We start from the raw sequence: 20,857 nt of genomic DNA, 5'->3' as shown, positions 1-20,857 counted from the left end.
GGCCCTGGTTCAGGGAGGGTATATTGAAAGTATATCTTTTGGTTATTATCATGTGTTTTATCTCTGCTAATGCCCTTGCGGATAATAATGCTGAAAAGTCATCTGAGTTACCCAGTTTGCTGGCGCCCTATGATGAATGGTATTTTGATTTCGTAACACCTAAGGCTTTGCCTGCTGTTGTAACCTATGCGGAGTTGCTGGATACAGATGGAATTCTGTACCGATTCCGGACTCTGGATGGGGTTAATACAAGTGATGCCAGTGTTGGTCAATGGGCTAAAAAAGGATTGGGTGGAGGTATTCCTTCATTTAATAAAGCTAAAAATCCGCCCCAGTTTATCCATTTCTGCTGGGATTCAGTTATCGATAAAAAAGTTTACGAGACCAGAATAACCTTCAGCGGCGAAGTCTGGAAGATGATGCTGACGCCTTATTTTGCCCCATATGAAGAAGCCGAGAGCGCTTATCATAATGGTGCTAAAGGCGAACAGCGCTACCATCGCTTTATGGTTATCGGCCTGGCACCGGAAGGTAAAGTCAGGGTATGGTTAAAGAACAGCCGTAAGCCGAATATAGAACTCAAGGATATCCTGGTTGAGACCGTATCTGGTGATAAGTTAGATATGTGCAAAAAAATCACATCCAGTGATTTTTCTTATGGTTACGATGACGATATAATACAATTTATTAAAGGTAAAAAATATCCTTACGGCCAATGGTAAATAATTTTATTGGCCCTGGTTCAGGGAGGGTATATTGAAAGTATATCTTTTGGTTATTATCATGTGTTTTATCTCTGCTAATGCCCTTGCGGATAATAATGCTGAAAAGTCATCTGAGTTACCCAGTTTGCTGGCGCCCTATGATGAATGGTATTTTGATTTTGTTTACCCAAAGGCGTTACCAGCAGTTGTAACTTATGCGGAGTTGCTGGATACAGATGGGATTTTTTACCGCTTACAGAACGCTGGATGGAACGAAACCCAGTCGCAGTAGTATAGGGAAGTGGGGAGATAAACTTGGTTTTGGGATTACAGCATTTAATAAAGCTAAAAACCCGCCTCAGTTTATCCATTTCTGCTGGGATTCAGTTATCGATAAAAAAGTTTACGAGACCAGAATAACCTTCAGCGGCGAAGTCTGGAAGATGATGCTGACGCCTTATTTTGCCCCATATGAAGAAGCTGAGAGCGCTTATCATAATGGTGCTAAAGGCGAACAGCGCTACCATCGCTTTATGGTTATCGGCCTGGCACCGGAAGGTAAAGTCAGGGCATGGTTACAGAACAGCCGTAAGCCGAATATAGAACTCAAGGATATCCTGGTTGAGACCGTATCTGGTGATAAGTTAGATATGTGTAAAAATATTACTGACTTTAGTCGCGGGTATAAATATACAAAAGGGACAAAGGATTTTGTTAAAGGTAAAAAATATCCTTACGGTCAATGGTGATGAGTTGTTTTCTTTATTGGGCGATTTTTTGTTCTGCGATGAAAGTATCTGATTTGGGGAAGGTGTTTTCTGTCTCTTATGTTTTTACTTAAATATAACGGTGTTTTATATGACTAAAGGCTTCGTTTTACTGGGTGATAAAACTACGCATGGTGGAAGCGTTATTTCAGCATCATCAACCATGATTGTGAACGGAAAAAAAGTGGCCCTGATCGGCGATATGGTTAGTTGCCCTAAAAAAGGACATGGTACCAACCCCATAGTGGAAGGCTCGCCTGAATGGTCATCTGACGGTAAGGCTGTTGTCGTTGACGGATGCAAATGCCAGTGCGGATGTCAGGTGATTTCCAGCGCACCGGAGTGTGCAATAGGATAATCCATGGGCTGGAAAAGAGCGAAGTCATTAACAACGGAGTTACCCCCGGTACCGTCCATGATGGGGTGGTTCCTAAGCGGTGTGCTGATGGTCATCGTCGGGGTTCTATTATTCATGATCCACGCAGCCGGTATGGTGAAAGAACTCTCGGGTCTCAATATCTGGCTGGTCTCCCTCACACCATCGGGGATCTGGCTGTTTCTTCTCTGTCTGAGAGGCTGGCTTTGGGGTAAAGAAGTTGAGCGACATGAGTTTCTGAAGAAAGAGTCCGATCATGCCCAGAAACAGTGGGAAACCTGGGCTGAAAGGTATCTTGCAATTGTTGGCAGTTGCATTTTTTTACCCGATAAAATCACTGTGGCATGTCTTCATCACGAATTACCGCAGCAGTACGGCCTTATCAGAAAAATAAACTATCTCCCTGGTCGTAACCATCTGGCCGATGAGTCCTTGCAGGTACTGCTTAAAGGTACAACGGGGGCTCTTTACCAGTTGCCCGCTGATCTTCCAGTGAGGGTGACGCTGATAACCGATTTGCCTGACGCTGGGTTGTCAGAGTCCTTTGCTACAGTTTGGGCATCCTTGTTTCCGCAGCGCGCTGTTCCTGGCGACATCACGATAACCTCTAATTTTTCCATGGGATGGGTCGAAGAACGCCTTAAACAACCGCTCCTGAATGTTGATCTGCTCCTGGTGATGCAGCTGTGCGGCGATGGCGCGTATTCTGACGGGCTGGCCGCGCTGCTGATGACCAGTGATGATGTAGCACAAAAATACCGCCTGCCGCACCCGGCCCGCCTGTTGCGCCCGATGCCACTGGAAATGGACAAATTTGACGAGGATTTCACGCTATTCCTTGAGACTCAGATTGCCGCTTGTCGTACCGCCAGCGTATTGGGTGACAGCCGCTGCTGGGAAAAGATTGCCGCGCCACTCATGACTATCGGGAGCGAACACGGCGCCGGGTGGGATCCTGCCGGACGTATGCTGCTGGAAAGATGGTGCGGTATCCCGGGGCCTGCGGCGCCGTGGTTGCTGACTGCTCTGGCAGCCGATCTGGTCAGTCTGGCTAATACCTCTCTTCTGACGTTGTTCTCCTCCAGAGAACAACGTTTTATCAGTACAGTCACATCAGGAAGTGAAGATGAACACATCGGGTAGTCTGTTTGGCCGGTTCGGGCGGATTGGAATCGTACTTGCCGGCGTGGTGGCGTTGTGGTGGTTGATAACTCATTATGGCGCACGTCTGGGCATAGGAACACGTAACGGACAAGTTCTGACATTAGTACTCCTGTGCCTGGGGCTGGCGTTTATCCGTTATCTTCCGGCCATCAAAAGATATGCACAGGAACTGACTCATCGCAGGAAAGCTCGTCGGGAAAATGGCTTACCTGGCGATGAATCCCGGCTTATACAAACCCCACCCCGCAACGTCACCGTCAGTGAAATCCGCAACGCCATGCGTCACCTCTACAACCGCCGCTGGGCCAGTAAAATCCGCATTCTGCTGGTTACCGGCGCTGCCGCCGATGTGGAGCGGCTCACTCCTGGCCTCACCAGCCAGTACTGGCAGGAAGATAAGGGCACGCTGCTGCTGTGGGGCGGCGATCTTAACGCACCGACGGATAGTGCATGGCTGAAAGCCCTGCGTAAGCTGCGCCGCCGCCCGGCGGATGGCATGGTGTGGGTGACCCCGGCCTTTGACCGGCTGTCGGCCCCCGGGTTGCAGGCGCCATCCGCCGCGCCTTCCGACAGCGCGATGGATACCCTGGCTCATGCCATCAGCGAGCGCATGACGGCACTGGGCTGGAATCTGCCGCTTTATGTCTGGTCGCTGCATCCGCGTGCCGGCCAGCCGGAAGGGCGTATCACCCAGGCGACGGGCTGCCTGCTGCCTGGCAGTTGTGGTGCCGGGGAGCTGGAACAGCAGCTTCAGACGCTCGCGGACCAACTGACCCACCGGGGAATTGCGCAGGTCTGCGATTCGGTGCGGCACAACTTTTTGCTGACCCTGGCCGATCAGCTTATCCGCGAGCCTGAAAGCCTGTCGCAGCCGCTGTCGGTGATGCTGAATCCGTATCGCCCCCTGCCGCTGGCGGGCGTGGTGTTCAGCCAGGTCTCGGCCGGGGCGGAGCGCAGCGTAAAGCATCACTGGGGCAGGGATAAACGCTGGGATGTGCTGCCGGAATCGGTGCGCTCACTGCCCGCCAGCCTGCGCCCCCGTAAACCCGGTATCCACTGGCCGCGGGTGGCGGTGTCGGCGCTGGCTCTACTGCTGGCGTTATGGGGTATCTGGATGCTGGTCTCTTTCGCCAGCAACCGCAGTCTGATTAACAGTGCTCAGCAGCAGGTGGCGCTCTCCTCTGAGCACCAGAAACCGTTGCCTGAGCGTCTGCACGCGCTGCTGGCGCTTCAGAAGACCCTGGGGCAGCTACAGTACCGCGCTGAGCATGGCGTTCCCTGGTATTACCGGGCCGGTCTCAACCAGAATAATCAACTGCTGAGCGCTTTGTGGCCGCGCTACGCCGACAGCGCACGGCCGCTGTTACGCGATGCCGCCGCCGCCCATCTTCAGCAGCAGCTTGACGAATTTGTGGCGCTCCCTCCGGACAGCCCGCTGCGTGAACAGATGGCGAAAGCCTCCTGGGAACGTCTGAAGCTGTATCTGATGCTGGCCCGTCCACCGCGTATGGATGCCGCCTGGTTCAGCACCACCCTGTTGCAGGACTGGCCCCGGCGCACGGGCATCGCGGATGGCGCGTGGCGAGGTATGGCGCCGTCGTTGCTAACGTTCTATGCCGCCAGCCTGAAAACGCATCCGCAATGGCGCTGGCCCGCGGATGAGAATCTGGTCAGCCAGTCCCGCGCCCTGCTGGTTCGCCTGGTGGGCATGCGCAACAGCGAATCTTCGCTGTACCAGAAGATGCTGTCACAGGTGGCGAATCTGTATATGGATATGCGGCTGGAGGATATGACCGGCGATACCGATGCGTCACGGCTGTTTACCACCCCCGATGTGGTGCCGGGCATGTTCACCCGTCAGGCCTGGGAGCAGGCGGTACAACCGGCCATTGAAAAAGTGGTGAAAGAGCGCCGTGAGGAGCTGGACTGGGTACTGACCGACAGTCAGCAAAAACCTCAACAGGAAGGCTCCCCGGAAGCCTTGCAGGCCCGTCTGACGGAACGCTATTTTGCCGACTTTGGCGGCGCATGGCTGGAGTTTCTGAACGGTCTGCGCTGGAACCGGGCCACCACGCTGTCCGACGCCATCGACCAGCTTACCCTGATGGCCGATGTGCGCCAGTCGCCGCTGGTGGCGCTGATGAACACCCTGAACGTTCAGGGCCGTACCGGGCAGACGCGGGAAGCGCTCTCCGATTCGCTGGTCAAATCGGCGAAGAATCTGCTGGGCGCTGACCAGAAAAATGCCATCGACCAGAGCGCCGGCGCTCATGGCCCGCTGGACGCCACCTTCGGGCCGGTGCTGGCGCTGATGGATAAAAACCGGGCCGGGGGCCAGGCGCAGAGCCTCCAGACTTACCTGACCCGCGTCACCCAGGTGCGTCTGCGCCTGCAACAGGTGACCAACGCCGCCGACCCCCAGGCCATGACTCAGGCGCTGGCCCAGACCGTGTTCCAGGGAAAAGCGGTGGATCTGACGGAAACCCGCGATTACGGCAGCCTGATTGCCGCCGGGCTGGGGCAGGAGTGGAGCGGGTTTGGCCGCACGGTCTTTGTTCATCCCATGGAGCAGGCCTGGCAGCAGGTGCTGACCCCGGCGGCAGACAGCCTGAATGCTCAGTGGCAGCAGGCGGTGGTCAGCGACTGGAACAGCGCCTTCGGTGGTCGCTATCCCTTCAACAGCGCCAGCAGCGATGTTTCCCTGCCGCTGCTGGCTAAGTATCTGAATGCTGATTCCGGGCGCATTGCGCAGTTTTTACAGACACGGCTCAAAGGCGTATTGCACAAGGAAGGCAGCCACTGGGTGCCGGACAGCATTAACGCCCAGGGGCTGACCTTTAATCCGGCCTTTCTGGCCGCCATGAACACCCTGAGCCATATTTCGGACGTGGTGTTCACCAACGGTGAAGCCGGACTGCATTTTGAGCTACGTCCGGGAACGGCTTCCGGTGTGATGCAAACCAGCCTGGTCGTTGACAGCCAGAAGCTGGTCTACGTTAACCAGATGCCGATGTGGAAGCGCTTCACCTGGCCTGCGGATACCGAGGCGCCGGGCGCGAGCTTAAGCTGGATAAGCACTCAGGCGGGAACCCGCCAGTATGCGGATATGCCCGGCGCCTGGGGATGGATACGCCTGCTGGATAAAGCCGCCGTCAGCGCTTACCCGGGGGTGGCCAGCAGCTACAGCCTGAGCTGGAAGGTGCCGGATGGACGTCATCTTAACTACACTCTGCGCACTGAAGCCGGCGAGGGGCCGCTGGCGCTCCTGAAACTGCGCAATTTCCGCCTGCCGGCAACAATTTTTAGCGTCGATGCCGCCGCGGTACAGAGTACGATGGCCGACGCAGATGTGGAGGAAAACGGGCTATGACATCACTGAATGCGCTGGTGAACGCTTGCCGGATGGAACAAAGCGCGCTGTTGCAGCAGGCCCGTGACCACGTGACGTTGTGGGAGTCCTGGCTGCTGCCTCTGCCCGGCGATTCAGCCGTCGGTGAAGATCCGAGCTATGACGACGACTTTCAGCAGATGCGCGAAGAGGTAAATAAACTCTCCGGGGCGGATACCGGGTTGATTTGCGCTCTGGCTGAAAAGCTGCTGACTGGCGTGACCAAAGATATCCGCGTGGCGACGTATTACTGCTGGGCAAAACTGCACCAGGAGGGGGAGCAGGGGCTGGCGCAGGGGCTGGCGCTACTGGCGGGTTTGCTTACGCGCTTCGGCTCGCAGTTGCACCCGCAGCGCGATCGCAGCCGTAAAGCGGCGCTGGAATGGCTGACCAGTGCCCGTATGCTCGACAGTCTCTCCCTGTATCCGGAGGTGGTGCGGGAACAGGCGCAGCATACCGTCGGGGCGTTATTGCTGATGAGCGACGCGCTATCCCTGTTGCCTGAAGAGACACGACCACAGCTGAATGCCCTGTACAGTGCGCTGGAGGCGCGTCTGGTCAGTGCAGGGGGCGTGGATGCGGTGGTTCCTCAGAATGTCAGCGGCGCCACGCCGGCTGCATCCTCCCTTCGTAGTCAGGCGCCGGAGCCTGGCCGTATCACCTCCGGCCAGGAGCTGCTCTCTCAGGGGCGTACGCTGACGGCCTGGTTACGGGAACAGCCCGGCGGCTGGTTAGCGGCCCATCATCTGATGAAAAGCCTGCGTCACGACACGCTCCAGGAGCTCCCGGCGATAGCGGGCGACGGGCGAACTCGCATTGAACCGCCTAAAGCCGATCAGCGGGCGTTACTGAAACGCCTTTATCTGCAGCAGAGCTGGAGCGAGATTCTGGAGCAGGCCGACAGTCTGTTCTCCCGCGGGGCTAATCATCTGTGGCTGGATTTGCAGTGGTATATCCACCAGGGGCTGATGAAGTCGGGGCAGCAGGCGCTGGCGGAAATTATCGCTGCCGACCTGAAAGGGCTGCTTACCCGCCTGCGGGGGCTGGAAACCCTGGCCTTTAATGATGGCACTCCCTTTGCCGATGAAGTGACCCTGAACTGGATAAATCAGGCGGTGATGGATACCGGCAGCGCCTGGGGGAATGAGGTGGCCGCCGCCCCGGTGAATGGCGCCGGTGACGATATTCTTCAGCTGGAGCCGGAAGCGGTGGCGCTTGCCGACAGTGAGGGGACTGAAGCGGCGCTGACCTGGCTACAGGGCCGCCCGGATATTACCACGGCACGTCAGAAGTGGCTGCTGCGCCTGGTGATGGCACGCCTTGCCGAACAGTATGGCAGGAATGAACTGGCGATACATCTGCTCGGTGAACTGGGTACGCAGGCCGATGAGGTTACCCTGGCGCACTGGGAGCCGGAGCTGTTGTTCGAAATTCGGGCACGTCATCTGAAACTACTGCGGACGAAAGCCGGGCGCAGCGAAGCCGACAAGGCCCGTCTGGGGCCGTTAATGGAACAACTACTGGCCGGTCTGATAGCCCTCGACCCGGCCCGGGCGGCGGTGTTGTGTGGATGATGAAAACGCCTTGCGCAATGAAACCTCCGCCCCTCAGAATAAACATGACTAAAGAAAGGTATGCGTATTATGTTTAAGTATCTTCTGGCTATCTGTTTTTTATTTGCGCCGCTGGCACATTCATTTGACGGGTTTTCGGTATTTTACCTGAAAGGCGGTTTCCATCGGATTGATGAAGTCACTGACTCAATGGGAAAAACGACTTATTCAGATGAAACCGGGCAGATACTCGGGACTTCGATAAAGGAAAAAGATGGCAGCACGACTTATCGCAACAAGTACGGACATCTGGCAGGCTCATCCACAGCAGAAGTCGGTAAACAAATAATATACAAGGACCAGTCCGGGAATATCATTGGTAGCGTTACGCTGACTGATGCAAGTGGCGGTGCCATTTACCGTGACAAAGATGGAAACGTTCTGGCTACGGCCTCCCATGATTAATCTGCCCTGCTTCTGGTCAGCTCCTTTAATTCATCTATCTGGAAACACATGGACGACTTAACCTTACGCTATTACGACGCCGAGATGCGCTATCTGCGTGAAGCGGCAAAAGAGTTTGCCCGGGCGCACCCTGACCGTGCCGCGATGTTGGATCTGGATAAAGCCGGTACCCCCGACCCTTATGTGGAACGCCTGTTCGAAGGTTTTGCCTTCTCAATGGGGCGACTGCGGGAAAAAATTGATGATGACCTGCCCGAGCTGACCGAAGGGCTGGTCAGCATGCTGTGGCCGCACTATCTGCGCACTATTCCGTCGCTGTCGGTGGTGGCGTTTACCCCGGAATTGCAGTCAATGAAAATGGCGGAGCAGGTGCCTGCCGGTATGGAGGTTTATTCCCGACCGGTGGGGCCCCGCAATACCGTGTGCAACTATCGTACCACCCGCGATATGGTGCTGAATCCGCTCAGTGTCTCGGGGGTCACCATGACCACCGAGCCGGACGGGCGCTCGCTGTTGCGCATTCGCTTCGCCTGTAGCGAGCAGGCCGACTGGTCGCAGGCGGATTTGAGCCGCCTGAGCCTGTATCTGGCGGAACAAGCGCCGGTCAGCAGCCAACTGCACCTGATGCTGACCCGGCGCCAGGCGGCGATGTATCTGCGCCTGCCTGGCCAGGTCGATCGTGTTCGTCTTGATGGTTATTTCTCGCCGGGCGGTTTCAGTGAAGAGGACGGACTGTGGCCAAAAGGTGAAACCGCGTTCAGCGGCTATCAACTACTGCTGGAATACTTCACCTTCCGCGAGAAATTTATGTTCGTCAACCTCAACGGGCTGGAGGGCATCACACCACCGGCCGGGGTGGCGTATTTCGATATCGAGGTGGTGTTCACTCACCCCTGGCCGTCGGATCTGCCGGTGACCGATGAGGCGCTTTGTCTGCACTGCGTACCGGTGATCAACCTGTTTACCCTTGAAGCCGATCCTCTCACCATCAACGGACTGGAAAGCGAATATCTGTTACGACCTAAACGGCTGCAGGACGGGTATACCGAAATCTATTCCGTTGACTCCGTGGTGGGCTCCGGGCGTACCGGTGATGCCGAGTATGTGCCGTTCAGTAGCTTTCGCCATAAAGGCGGGATGATGCGTCGCCAGGCGCCGCCGCGTTATTACCATACCCGGGTAAAGCGCGGTGTGACCGGTTTGCATGACACCTGGCTGATTCTGGGGGGGCACCAGTGGGAAGAGGATCGCGCGTTCTCCCGCGAGACCGTGTCATTACGTATCACCGGCACCAATGGCCAGCTGCCGCGCCGGGCGCTGCAAAGCACGCTGTTGGATCGCTGCGAACAGGTGGTGCAGACCCGTCTTGCGGTCAGGAATCTCTGTAAGCCGACGCTGCCGGTCTATCCTCCGGCGGAAGACCGTTTTCACTGGCGCGTCCTGAGCCATCTGGGTTCCGGCTTTCTGAATATGATGAGCAGCGCGGAAGTATTGCGCGGCACCCTGGCGCTCTATAACTGGCAGGAGGATGAGTTGAATAACCGGCGTCTGGACGCCATTCAGCGCGTTCAGCATCACCGTATTCAACGTTTCGAACAGGGCTTTCTGCTGCGCGGGCTGGATATTGAAGTCACGCTCGACAGCAACGGCTTTACCGGTGAGGGCGATATCCATCTGTTTGGCGAACTGCTGAACCGTTTTTTTGCCCTCTATACCGATATGAATCAGTTTAATCAGCTCACCCTGATTGTTCAGCCAGAAGGAAAATGTATTCGGTGGAAAGAGAATCACTGTCCGCGCCTGCCCGATTGATGCAGCAGCTGGGCGACCGGCTGCCGTATACCAACTTTTATCGCTTTTGCCAGCTACTGGAGCAGAGTCAGCCGGAACAACCGGTTATCGGTAGCACCTGGCAGGTGGGTCTGGAGCCGGTACGCTTTCGTCCGCATCCCGGTATGGGTTTTCCTGCCTCGGAAATTAAGGGGCTGGAGCAGCCTGAGCATCCGCATCTGCCGCCCACTGTCAGAATCACCTTTATGGGGCTGTATGGGGTGGAATCACCGCTGCCCACGCACTATATCGATGATATCGCCCAGCGCAGGGAAGGGGTTGAGGCGACCACGGATTTCCTGGATATCTTCAACCACCGCCTGATCGCCCAGTATTACCGGATCTGGCGCAAGTACTCGTATCCGGCCACCTTTGAGGCCGGGGGAAAAGACCGAACTTCACAGTACCTGCTGGGGCTGGCAGGGCTGGGAATTGACGGCTGTGCAGAGAATATTGCCACCCCGGCGTCGCGGTTTCTGGCGCTGCTGCCGGTCATGCTGCTGCCGGGGCGCACGGCGGAAGGCATGAGCTCCCTGGTCAGTCTGCTGGCGCCGGATACCCGGGCACAGGTCTGGCATCACGACCGGCGCAGGGTGGCGCTGAAAAAAACGCTTGCCATGCGCGTACGTCAGCCGGTCAGTCTGAAAGGGCGCCCGGTGATGGGCGCTTACGCGACCGACGTTAACAGCCAGGTGCTGATGCGCCTGACCACCACTAACCCCGACGAGGTACGGGGCTGGCTGCCGGGTGGCGATTTGCACACCGATCTGATGGCGCTGCTGCATGTTTACCTGGGGGCCCGGCTGGATGTCCGGCTGCAATTGTGTGTGAAACGCAGCCTGTTGCCGGATGCGGCGCTGAAAGCCCGGTCGGGACAGGGGGGAGTACAGCTGGGGCGTACCTCCGTGCTGCGTCCGCTGAGTCGGGAAGCAGAACAACAAGAACACACCATAACCATCAACCTGGGGCGCTATGAGCGGGTTCAGGAGAATGTTCGCCGAAGGGAGGCCGATGAAGATGGCGATTATCACTGGTAAAACGGGCAACCTGTTACTGGCGCTGGCCGCGGTAAGCGCGCTGAGTGGCTGTGGGTTGACGCAGAAGGTCACCGATGGCACGGTCGCTGTGACAAAATCGATTTTTTATAAGCAGGTGAAAACCCTGCATCTGGACATTCGCACCCGCGAGGCGGTCAACAGCAATGCCCGGGGTGAAGCGCTCTCCACGGTGATTCGTATCTACCAGTTGAAAGACCGGAAAACCTTTGACGCCACGGATTACCCGTCGCTGTTCGCCAGCGACAGTCAGGCAATAAAAGCGGACCTGGTGGCGCAGAAGGATGTTCGCCTGACGCCCGGCGGCGCGGTGATGGTAGATATGCCGATGGAAGAGAGCGCGCAGTACGTCGCGGTGGCGGCGATGTTTATGGCGCCGGACCAGCAGAATGACACCTGGCGGCTGGTGCTGTCCCGCGACTCCCTCGATCCGGATAAAGCGCGTGTTATCGAGGCCGGTGATAACCGCCTGACCCTGAAACCGGTGAAGGATGACTGATATGTCGCAGCCCTCACTCTACGAAACCCTCTATGGCAACTTCTCCGGCGGTCTGGATCTGCACCAGGTCAGCGAAGAAAACCAGGTGATTTTGTCGGTACTGGACAATATGCAGCGAATTCTTAACTGCCGTGCCGGCACCCTGGCGCATCTGCCGGACTACGGCCTGCCGGATATGACCAAAATCCTGCAGGGGATGCCCGGTACGGCGCATCAGCTGATGACCACGTTTTCTGACGTGTTACTGAAATATGAACCGCGCCTGAAGCGCATCGAGGTGGTGATGCTGGAACAAAAGGTGCCCGGCGAGCTGCGTTACGCCATCGATGCCGAACTGAAAGGCGTGGGGCTGGTGCGCTACGGCACCGAATTTATGCCGGAAGGGCGGGTGCTTATCCGCCATCTGAAGCAGCAGTATCTTGATAATCGTATGGTGTGAACTGCCGTTTTGCCCTTATTTTCCTGCCTGATGGATAATATCCCGTGAAGAATCGTAATCCTCTGACAACCGGTGGCGATCCGCGCCAGCTTCCCGACTATGCTGCGCTGCGCGATGAACTGGCGAAGCTGAACCATCCGGCCCGGCCGGATGTGGACTGGCAGCATGTGGAGCAGCTGAGCCTGTCGCTGTTTCGCCACAATGGCGTTGAATTACAGACCGCGTGCTGGTACACCCTGGCCCGCACCCACCTTGCCGGTATGGCCGGGCTGAATGAGGGGCTGGCGATACTGGATATGCTGTTTACCCGCCAGTGGGACAAGATGTGGCCGCAGCCGGTTCATGCCAGAATGGAAACGCTTGCCGGATTCAGCCAGCGCCTGCAGCAACTGATGCGCACGCTGACGCTGCATTATGCTGACCTGCCCCTGATTTATCAGGCTGAAAAGCATCTCAGCGCCCTGTGTGAGGTGCTGCAGCGTCAGGAACTGAGGCATATCAGCCAGCTACGGGGATTGTGCACCTTTATGCAGAATGCCGCGGCCCGGCTGGAGGATAGCGGCGGGGGCCACACGGAAGAAGGGGAGGTTACCCTGCCGGCGGCCATGGCAACCAAACCCACGCCGGAGCCAGCCGCCCCCTTTGAACCCCTAGTCTATACCGTTCATGAAGCCTCTTCCGTTCCGCAAGCGGCGGCGGCCGCGCCTTCTCACGGGCGCCCCTGGCGGGCTTTTACTGCCGGAATGCTGACGATGCTGGTGGCAGGGGGCGCCGGGATATGGGGCTGGCAGGTTACCCATCCGGCACCGGACACGCCGTTACCCCTGGTCGCCAGCGAAGCCTCGCTGAAGACGTTGGGCCAGCTCCCGCCGCTGTGGCGCCAGGATTATGGCTTCGTGCTGGCGGCCCGGGCAGCGCCCGGAGAGGCGGAAAAACTGAACGCCCGGTGGCAGCAGTATATCGATGGAAACGCCCTTCCGGCTGAGACGCTCACCGGCTGGTATCAGGGAATGGAAGGGTTACAGGCGCTCACCCGCCGCCTGAATACGCTGGATGAGCGCCGGGGAAAATACCTGACCGGCTCTGAGCTGAAATCCATGGTGTTTACCATCACGCAGAATTTTGCGCGCGCGATACCGGTTGAAGAGCAACTGCGCCAGTTGAGTCTGACGAAAGCCGGAACGCCGCTGCCGGAAGCCTTACTGCTACAGACGGATATCCATATTAATCAGTTACTGAATCGCTATGTGCTGATAAAACAGCAGGCAACCGCGCCGTGATACAGGGAGCGCTACGCGGATAATTTACTGCTAGTACTGATCAGGCTATTCCATGGACAGTCCAGGAGCTTCAGTATGTGGAAAAACACTACAAACACCAGCCTGTGGACGCCATTGCGGCGGAGCCGGGAAGAAGCGTGGGGAGTGTAAGAAGGATGGCGGGTATGCCGGGTTGCAGCGGCAATAGCTGGAGCGATGATGAGAAGCGATTTCTGAAAAAAACTACGGCCATCAGCCGACCCGGGATATTGCGACCGTTCTGGGAAGAAGCGAGAGCGCAATCCGAATGATGGTGACCAGGCTGAACCTGGCCCGGGGGCCGAGCCGTCCATGGACAGAAGCGGAAATGGCGGTGCTGAGAGAGCGCTTCCGGAAGGAGATATACCGCCGCTAAGGCACCTGCCCGGGTTGATGCCGGTGGATTTGATATAGCCTGACCGAATGGTCGTGGTTTTTTAGATTTCTTCGGATGGTATTGTATCGGTATAAGGCGGACTGCGCTGTCGCCATATTTAAACCCCATGATGCAGAGCATTATGGGGTTTTTCTTTATGTACGGAATGGGATATGTCAACCGTCCGTCGCTGTGTCAGCGCCAGCCACCAGCTTTTCAGGTTACATTTATCGGCTGAGCTCGTTTCATGGCGTGATGGGCCGACCGGGGCAGGGGAATATCCTGCCCGGTATCTAAATGATAATGCCTGAACGATGATCCCTTCCCTTTTGGATAGCGACCGGCTTTCCCTGGGTAGGGCGTGTTGGGGGAGTTGCCGGTTCCAGGAAGGATCTCTCTACCAGTACCCGGACTGGCACGTTTGATGCTGCATGTATCCTTTCTGCGTAAACGGAGACGATCATGACTTTCGATCCCAACTGGCAGCGGCTCTACCAGCAAATGTGCGACTGGCGCGCCGCCATTCATCGCTATCCGGAACTGTCGCACCAGGAGACGGCGACCACTGAATATATTATCCGGCAGCTTTCGGCCTGCCCGGCGTTGCAGATTACGCGCCCGGCGCCAACCGGCGTCGTTGCTCGGCTGAAGGGCGGGCATCCGGGAAGAACGCTCGCTTTTCGCGCCGATATTGACGCGCTGCCGATAACAGAAAAAACCGGTCTGCCTTTTCAGTCCATAAGACCCGGTCTGATGCATGCCTGTGGACACGATATGCATACCGCTATGCTGATGGGGGCCGCGAGCGCTCTGGCTGATTGTCAGCAACAGCTGAAAGGGGAGATTGTTTTTATTTTTCAGCGCGGCGAAGAGATGTCGCCGGGCGGCGCAAAAGAGCTGGTTGAGTCCGGCGCCTTAAAGGGCGTGGAGATGTTTTTCGCGCTGCACGTTTTGCCTGCCCTGGCCTGCGGCACTATCGCCCTGAAGCGCGGCATCGCGACGGCGAACCGGGATACCTTTCATATCCGGCTGCGGGGTAAAGGGGGGCACAGCTCCATGCCGCATCTGGTTATTGACCCCTGTGTGGCCGCGGCTGAAACGCTACTGGCGTTGCAGACGATAGTGGCGCGGGAAGTGAATCCCAGCGATAGCGCCGTGCTCTCTGTATGCAGTCTGGTGTGCGGCGATGGCACCACCGCGGCGATTCCAGACGACGCCCGCCTCTGCGGCACCAACCGTACCTTTAGCGCGCCGGTTCGTCGGCAGCTTAAGCAGGCGATGACGCGCATTGTGCAGGGCGTCGCACAGGCTCATCGCTGCGAGGCCGAGGTGATTTTCGACGACTGGGACTACTCGGCCATAGTAAATGATGAAGGATTATGTGATATCGCCGCTGATGTGATACGGCATCTGGTGGGTGAGTCTGGTCTCAGGCTGGAGCCCGAGCCCATGTGCGTCGGCGAGGATTTTTCAGAATATCAGGCGCTGGCGCCGGTCTGTTTTGCCTGGCTGGGCGTTGGAAACGGTCAGAGGGAGCAGCCCGCGCTGCATAACGCCCACTTCAATCCCCGGCAGGAAGCGATGCTGCTGGGGGTTAAATATTATGTGGAGCTGGCGCATCGGCTGCTGATGTCGTGATGACAGGGGGCCGCCGTCGGCGACCCCCGATCCCGAACGGCTAGCGGCGGGCATCCGGATGGAAAGCGCTTGCCGGTCTGGCGGCAATGCTTTCGTAGGTGGCCCATTTTTGATGGGCCACGTGTTGCGCAATCTCCATCAACCGCTGCGCCTCTTCGGGATTCTGGCGCATCAGCGCCAGGAATCGCGTTTCATGCCTGCGGTATTCATACAGCGGTAGGGTGGGGCGCAGGCAGTCGAGGGTGAACGGATTATGGCCTGATTCGCGCAGTATCGGGTTATAGCGAATAAGCGGCCAGTGTCCGGAATCTACCGCGCGCTTCTGTTGCAGCAGCCCCAGCTGCATGTCGATACCGTGCGCGATGCAATGGCTGTAGGCGATAATCAGCGAAGGGCCGGGGTAGGCTTCGGCTTCGCGCATGGCCTGTAGCGTCTGCTGCGGATTCGCGCCGAAAGCCACTCTGGCGACATAAACGTTGCCGTAAGAGATGGCCTGGAGCGCGATATCTTTTTTCGCCATGGTTTTCCCCCCCACGGCAAACCTGGCGGTTGCACCCAGCGGCGTGGATTTGGACATCTGCCCGCCGGTGTTGGAATAGACCTCGGTATCCATCACCAGCACGTTGACGTCGCGACCGGAAGCCAGTACGTGATCCAGCCCCGAGGAGCCAATATCGTAGGCCCAGCCGTCTCCGCCGACTATCCAGACGGAGCGACGAATCAGGTGATCCAACAGGCTGGACAGATTCAGCGCCTGCCCGGAAGTGTCGTTGGCCAGCCGCTCGCGCACTTTTGCCAGCCGCTGGCGCTGGCGCTGGATATCCGATTCAGTCTGCTGGGGCGCGTTGACTATCTCGTCGACCAGCGTTTGTCCCAGGCGCTGCGCGAACGCCTGTAGCGCCAGCGCCGCCTGGTGGCGGTGGTGATCGGCCGTCAGACGGAATCCCAGGCCGAATTCGGCATTATCCTCAAACAGCGAGTTGGACCAGGCGGGGCCTTTCCCTTCACGATTTTTCGACCACGGCGTGGTAGGCAGATTACCGCCATATATGGAGGAGCATCCTGTCGCGTTAGCCACCATCATGCGGTCGCCGAACAGCTGAGTCAGCGTTTTCAGATACGGCGTTTCGCCACAGCCTGAACAGGCGCCGGAGAACTCAAACAGCGGCTCCAGATACTGCACGCCGCGCACGCTGGAAAAGTCGATGGTGGAGCGTTCGGGCCAGGGCAGGCGGCGAAACCACGCCAGCGAATCTTTTTCTCGCGCCAGTATGGGCAGTTTATCCACCAGGTTGATAGCCCGAATCTCATTTCCCGCCTCATCCCGGGCGCGTACCGGACAGGCTTCGACGCAAAGATTACAGCCGGTACAATCCTGAGGGTACACCTGCAGGGTATAGCGCGTATCGGGGAAGCCGCGGGCGCTAATCGGCGCGCTTTTGAAGCCCCGGGGCGCGTTATCGAGCCTGTCCTGGTGATAAAATTTCGCCCGGATGGCGGCATGGGGGCAGACAAACGAACAGTTTCCGCACTGAATACAGAGATCCTCGCGCCATTCCGGGATCTCCAGGGCGATGTCGCGTTTTTCCCAGCGCGCCGTCGCGGTAGGCCAGGTGCCGTCGGCGGGCAGCATCGACACAGGAATGCGATCGCCGCGATCCTGCAGCATCTCGGCAGTGACTTCACGCACAAAACGTGGCGCCTCCGGCGCGATGGTCCATCCCGCTTCCGTCGCGCCGGTTATCTGCTGCGGCACCGTTACCTGATGCAGGTTAGCCAGGGTCGCGTCGACGGCGGCAAAGTTTTTATCGACCACCGCGCGCCCTTTCCTGAGATAGGTTTTCTCGATGCTCTTTTTAATCAGCCTGATGGCTTGCTGTTTGGGCATCACCTCAGACAGCGCGAAAAAGCAGGTCTGCATGATGGTGTTAATGCGCGAACCCATGCCGGTATCGCGGGCCACCTCAGCGGCGTTAATCACATAAAAAGAGAGTTTCTTCTGTTGAATCTGGCGCTGGACGCTGGCTGGCAGATGGGCCCAGACCTCATCGGCGGAATAAGGGCTGTTTAGCAGAAAGGTCGCCTGTGGGGCGGCCCAGGCCAACAGTTCCAGATTTTCCACAAAGTTGAACTGATGGCAGCCGATAAAGTTTGCCGAACCTATCAGGTAAGGCGCGTCGATAGGCTCGGGGCCAAACCGCAGGTGGGATGTGGTACGCGAACCCGACTTTTTCGAATCGTAAACAAAGTAGCCCTGGGCGTAATATTCGGGAAGCTCACCGATAATCTTAATGCTGTTTTTATTGGCGCCGACGGTGCCGTCGGCCCCCAGCCCGAAGAACAGCGCGCGAACCTGGTTATCCGGTTCAATATGCCAGCTTTCGTCCAATGCCAGGCTGAGGTGCGTAACGTCGTCGTGAATCCCAATCGTAAAGAAGCGCCGGGCATCCGGTTGCTGCTGGCTTTCCAGCACGGCTTTCACCATGGCCGGGGTAAACTCTTTTGATGACAGGCCGTAGCGGCCGCCGCTCAATACCGGCAGTCGGGAAATTTTCCCTTGCTGTAACGCTGCGACCAGCGCGGCCAGCGTATCGAGGTAGAGCGGCTCGCCATTGGCGCCCGCCTCTTTGGTGCGATCCATCACCGTCACGAATTTCGCGGTGGCGGGGAGGGCATCGACCAGGGCTTGCGACGGGAACGGGCGGTACAGATGCACGGTGATGACGCCGTATTTGCCGCCCCGGGCATTCAGAATGTCAATCGTCTGACGTACCGTAGAAGCGCCGGAGCCCATAATCACCATGACCTGTTCGGCATCGGGCACGCCATGGTAATCGACCAGGTGGTAGCGTCGGCCGGTTATCCTGGCGAAACGAGCCATGGTTTGTTCGACGATCTGCGGCACGCGGTCGTAGTAAGCGTTCACGCTTTCACGCCCCTGAAAGTAGGTATCCGGGTTCTGCGCCGTACCGCGCATCACCGGATGGTCGGGGTTAAGCGCCCGGAAACGGTGTTCGCGCACCAGGCGATCGTCAATCATGGCGCGGATCTGCTCATCGCTAAGGCGTGATATTTTGTTGACTTCGTGAGAGGTGCGAAAGCCGTCTAAAAAGTGAATGAAAGGAATTCGCGCCTCCAGCGTCGCCGCATGGGCGATCATCGCCATATCCTGCGCCTGCTGGACGGACGCGGCAGAAAGCATGGCGAACCCGGTGGTTCTGGCGGCCATAACGTCCTGATGATCGCCGAAGATGGATAATCCCTGAGCCGCCAGCGACCGCGCCGCAACGTGGAATACCGCGCTGGTGAGTTCGCCGGCGATCTTATACATGTTGGGCAACATCAACATCAGCCCCTGGGAAGCGGTAAAGGTGGTGCTAAGGGCGCCGGCCTGTAACGCGCCGTGTACCGTGCCCGCAGCGCCGCCTTCATGCTGCATCTCCATAATGGTCGGTACGTCGCCCCAGATGTTCGTCACCTGTCGGTTCGCCCATTCATCGGCCAGCTCCGCCATGTTGGAAGAGGGCGTGATGGGGTAGATAGCGCAGATTTCGCTGACTTTATAGGCGATCCAGGCGGCAGCCTCGCTGCCGTCTGCCATCACTATCGTATTATGCTGTTCACTCATGACCGGGCCTCCTCTGCGACCATTTCAATAGCGTGACACGGGCACTGCTGGAAGCAGGCGGCGCAGCCGGAACAAAGGGCATAGTCGAAGCGGTATCGTAACCCTTTGCCCAGCTTAATCACGGCGCCTTCCGGACAGGCGCCGTAGCATCCATCGCATTCAAAGCAGTTGCCGCAGGAGTAGCAGCGGGTGGCTTCGTAACGCGCCTGAGCCTCGGTCAGCCCACCGATGATTTCATCGAACCCTTCACGTTGCTGCGGGGTAATTTCGGGCTGGTGGGTGGCATCGGCATCGGTGTTGTACCACAGGTGCAGGCCGGGATATTCCATGACGGGAACCGGTTCAGGTTTGCTGTAAGGCTGGCCGCGTAGCCAGCCGTCGATATGGCGGGCCGCTTTTTTGCCGTGGCCGGTGGCAATGGTGACGGTACGTTCAGAGGGCACCATATCGCCGCCGGCGAAAATACCGGGGACGCTGGTCATCATATGCGGATCGACATCGACCACCCCGTCATCAAGCAGTGCGATGCCGGGAATGCGCTTCAGCACCGAGAGATCGACCTCCTGACCCAGCGCCAGAATCAGGCTGTCGGCGTTGAGCGTTTCAAAACGACCGGTGGGTTGAGGACGCCCGTTGGCATCAACCTCCATCTCTTCAACGGTCATGGTTTCGTTGTCAAACTGGCGAATGGTGCGCAGCCAGTTAATTTTAATGCCTTCTTCTATCGCCTCATCGGCTTCAAAGGCGTGGGCTGGCATATGTTCCCGATCGCGGCGGTAGATGATCATCACCTCTTCGGCGCCCAGGCGGCGCGCGGTACGCGAGGCGTCCATCGCCGTGTTCCCGCCGCCGTATATAGCGACACGTCGCCCCAGTTTCGGCGCTTCGCCGCGCTCAACGGCATCCAGGTAGCTTACGGCGTCCAGAATTTTTCCCGCTTCCCTGGCGGGGATATCCACTTTTTTCGCCAGATGGGCGCCAATAGCCATAAAGACGGCGTCAAATCCGCCGCGCTGTTTCTCCGCCATCACGTCTTCCACTTTGTGATTCAGCTTCAGCGTGACGCCGGTATCCAGAATCTGCTGGATTTCGCGATCCAGAATGTCTCTGGGCATACGGTAGGCCGGGATGCCGAAGCGCATCATACCGCCAGCCATTGGGCCGGCTTCGTGAATTTCGACCTGATGGCCCAGGCGCCGCAGATGCCAGGCGCAGGAAAGCCCCGACGGCCCGGCACCGACAATCAGCACTTTTTTACCGCTGGGCGTTGCGTTCCATGTCGGCTTCCAGCCGTTTTTCAGCGCCTGATCGCCAAGAAAGCGTTCGACGGCGTGAATACTGACGGATTGATCCACCTGGGCGCGGTTACAGCTGTTTTCGCACGGGTGGTAACAGACCCGGCCATGGACGGCAGGCATGGGATTATTTTCAATCAGGCTTTGCCAGGCTTCTTCATTGCGTCCTTCCTGCGCCAGCGCGAGCCAGGCCTGGATATTTTCGCCTGCCGGACAGGCGTGGTTACAGGGGGCAGCGAATCCTGATAGACAGGTTTATGGCGACGAACCGGACCGGTGCCGGAAAGGCCGGACAGGTCGGGGGGGAGGGTCATATCTTTTTTGCTCTTATTCATAACATTGCTTATTTCTTATAGGGCTTTAACAATGATTAACCCGGGCG

General features: G+C 57.7%; 16 protein-coding genes and 1 pseudogene. 14 read left to right on the top strand and 3 right to left on the bottom strand.

Annotation, left to right across the window (positions count from 1 at the left end):
• Positions 1-50: 50 nt before the first annotated feature.
• The 14 genes and pseudogenes from V3W49_RS00265 (at position 51) to V3W49_RS00200 (ending at position 15,552) form a co-directional block, all read left to right on the top strand.
• Positions 51-722, top strand: coding sequence for a DUF2931 family protein (locus V3W49_RS00265; RefSeq protein WP_500143247.1), 672 nt, complete (start codon positions 51-53; stop codon positions 720-722).
• Positions 723-783: 61 nt separating this feature from the next.
• Positions 784-1,453: pseudogene (locus tag V3W49_RS00260) on the top strand (DUF2931 family protein).
• 109 nt (positions 1,454-1,562) lie between these two features.
• Positions 1,563-1,829 (top strand): PAAR domain-containing protein, encoded by a 267-nt coding sequence (locus tag V3W49_RS00255; protein WP_500142885.1) that lies wholly within the window; start codon positions 1,563-1,565, stop codon positions 1,827-1,829.
• A 3-nt stretch (positions 1,830-1,832) separates the two neighbouring features.
• On the top strand, positions 1,833-2,990 hold the full coding sequence (locus V3W49_RS00250) for a KPHS_23130 family T6SS system protein (RefSeq protein ID WP_500142883.1): 1,158 nt from the start codon (positions 1,833-1,835) through the stop codon (positions 2,988-2,990).
• Positions 2,974-6,381, top strand: coding sequence for an ImcF-related family protein (locus tag V3W49_RS00245; protein ID WP_500142882.1), 3,408 nt, complete (start codon positions 2,974-2,976; stop codon positions 6,379-6,381). Before V3W49_RS00250 ends, V3W49_RS00245 begins: the two co-directional genes overlap by 17 nt.
• Complete coding sequence (tssA, locus tag V3W49_RS00240) at positions 6,378-7,973, top strand: type VI secretion system protein TssA (protein WP_500142880.1); 1,596 nt, start codon at positions 6,378-6,380, stop codon at positions 7,971-7,973. Before V3W49_RS00245 ends, tssA begins: the two co-directional genes overlap by 4 nt.
• Before the next feature lie 69 nt (positions 7,974-8,042).
• Complete coding sequence (locus V3W49_RS00235) at positions 8,043-8,417, top strand: hypothetical protein (protein ID WP_500142878.1); 375 nt, start codon at positions 8,043-8,045, stop codon at positions 8,415-8,417.
• A gap of 48 nt (positions 8,418-8,465) precedes the next feature.
• On the top strand, positions 8,466-10,229 hold the full coding sequence (gene tssF, locus V3W49_RS00230; RefSeq protein ID WP_500142877.1) for a type VI secretion system baseplate subunit TssF: 1,764 nt from the start codon (positions 8,466-8,468) through the stop codon (positions 10,227-10,229).
• Complete coding sequence (tssG, locus tag V3W49_RS00225) at positions 10,184-11,284, top strand: type VI secretion system baseplate subunit TssG (RefSeq protein ID WP_500142876.1); 1,101 nt, start codon at positions 10,184-10,186, stop codon at positions 11,282-11,284. Before tssF ends, tssG begins: the two co-directional genes overlap by 46 nt.
• Positions 11,265-11,801: a type VI secretion system lipoprotein TssJ gene (gene tssJ / locus V3W49_RS00220; protein ID WP_500142875.1), complete on the top strand. Its 537-nt coding sequence runs from the start codon at positions 11,265-11,267 to the stop codon at positions 11,799-11,801. The genes tssG and tssJ overlap by 20 nt, the downstream gene beginning before the upstream one ends.
• A 1-nt stretch (position 11,802) precedes the next feature.
• Positions 11,803-12,240 (top strand): type VI secretion system baseplate subunit TssE, encoded by a 438-nt coding sequence (tssE, locus tag V3W49_RS00215; protein WP_500142873.1) that lies wholly within the window; start codon positions 11,803-11,805, stop codon positions 12,238-12,240.
• Between the two features lie 44 nt (positions 12,241-12,284).
• Complete coding sequence (locus V3W49_RS00210; protein WP_500142872.1) at positions 12,285-13,520, top strand: VasL domain-containing protein; 1,236 nt, start codon at positions 12,285-12,287, stop codon at positions 13,518-13,520.
• A 77-nt stretch (positions 13,521-13,597) separates the two neighbouring features.
• Complete coding sequence (locus V3W49_RS00205) at positions 13,598-13,810, top strand: hypothetical protein (RefSeq protein ID WP_500142870.1); 213 nt, start codon at positions 13,598-13,600, stop codon at positions 13,808-13,810.
• Between the two features lie 566 nt (positions 13,811-14,376).
• On the top strand, positions 14,377-15,552 hold the full coding sequence (locus tag V3W49_RS00200; RefSeq protein WP_500142868.1) for a M20 metallopeptidase family protein: 1,176 nt from the start codon (positions 14,377-14,379) through the stop codon (positions 15,550-15,552).
• A gap of 40 nt (positions 15,553-15,592) precedes the next feature.
• Here the strand turns inward: V3W49_RS00200 and nifJ are convergent, their stop codons facing one another.
• Genes nifJ through V3W49_RS00185 form a run of 3 tightly spaced genes read right to left on the bottom strand, consistent with a single transcriptional unit; the run spans position 15,593 to position 20,810 of the window.
• Positions 15,593-19,180 (bottom strand): pyruvate:ferredoxin (flavodoxin) oxidoreductase, encoded by a 3,588-nt coding sequence (gene nifJ, locus V3W49_RS00195; RefSeq protein WP_500142867.1) that lies wholly within the window; start codon positions 19,178-19,180, stop codon positions 15,593-15,595.
• On the bottom strand, positions 19,177-20,673 hold the full coding sequence (locus V3W49_RS00190; protein ID WP_500143246.1) for an NAD(P)-binding protein: 1,497 nt from the start codon (positions 20,671-20,673) through the stop codon (positions 19,177-19,179). Before V3W49_RS00190 ends, nifJ begins: the two co-directional genes overlap by 4 nt.
• The gene (locus V3W49_RS00185) at positions 20,613-20,810 is read right to left on the bottom strand and encodes a hypothetical protein (RefSeq protein WP_500142865.1); all 198 of its coding nucleotides are present in this window, start codon (positions 20,808-20,810) and stop codon (positions 20,613-20,615) included. The genes V3W49_RS00190 and V3W49_RS00185 overlap by 61 nt, the downstream gene beginning before the upstream one ends.
• Positions 20,811-20,857: the final 47 nt, after the last annotated feature.

It is taken from the genome of Rosenbergiella sp. YN46, assembly GCF_036620675.1.
Classification (GTDB): domain Bacteria; phylum Pseudomonadota; class Gammaproteobacteria; order Enterobacterales; family Enterobacteriaceae; genus Jejubacter.
Note: the sequence above shows the minus strand (reverse complement) of the source record. Positions and strands in the feature narration are given on the sequence as shown.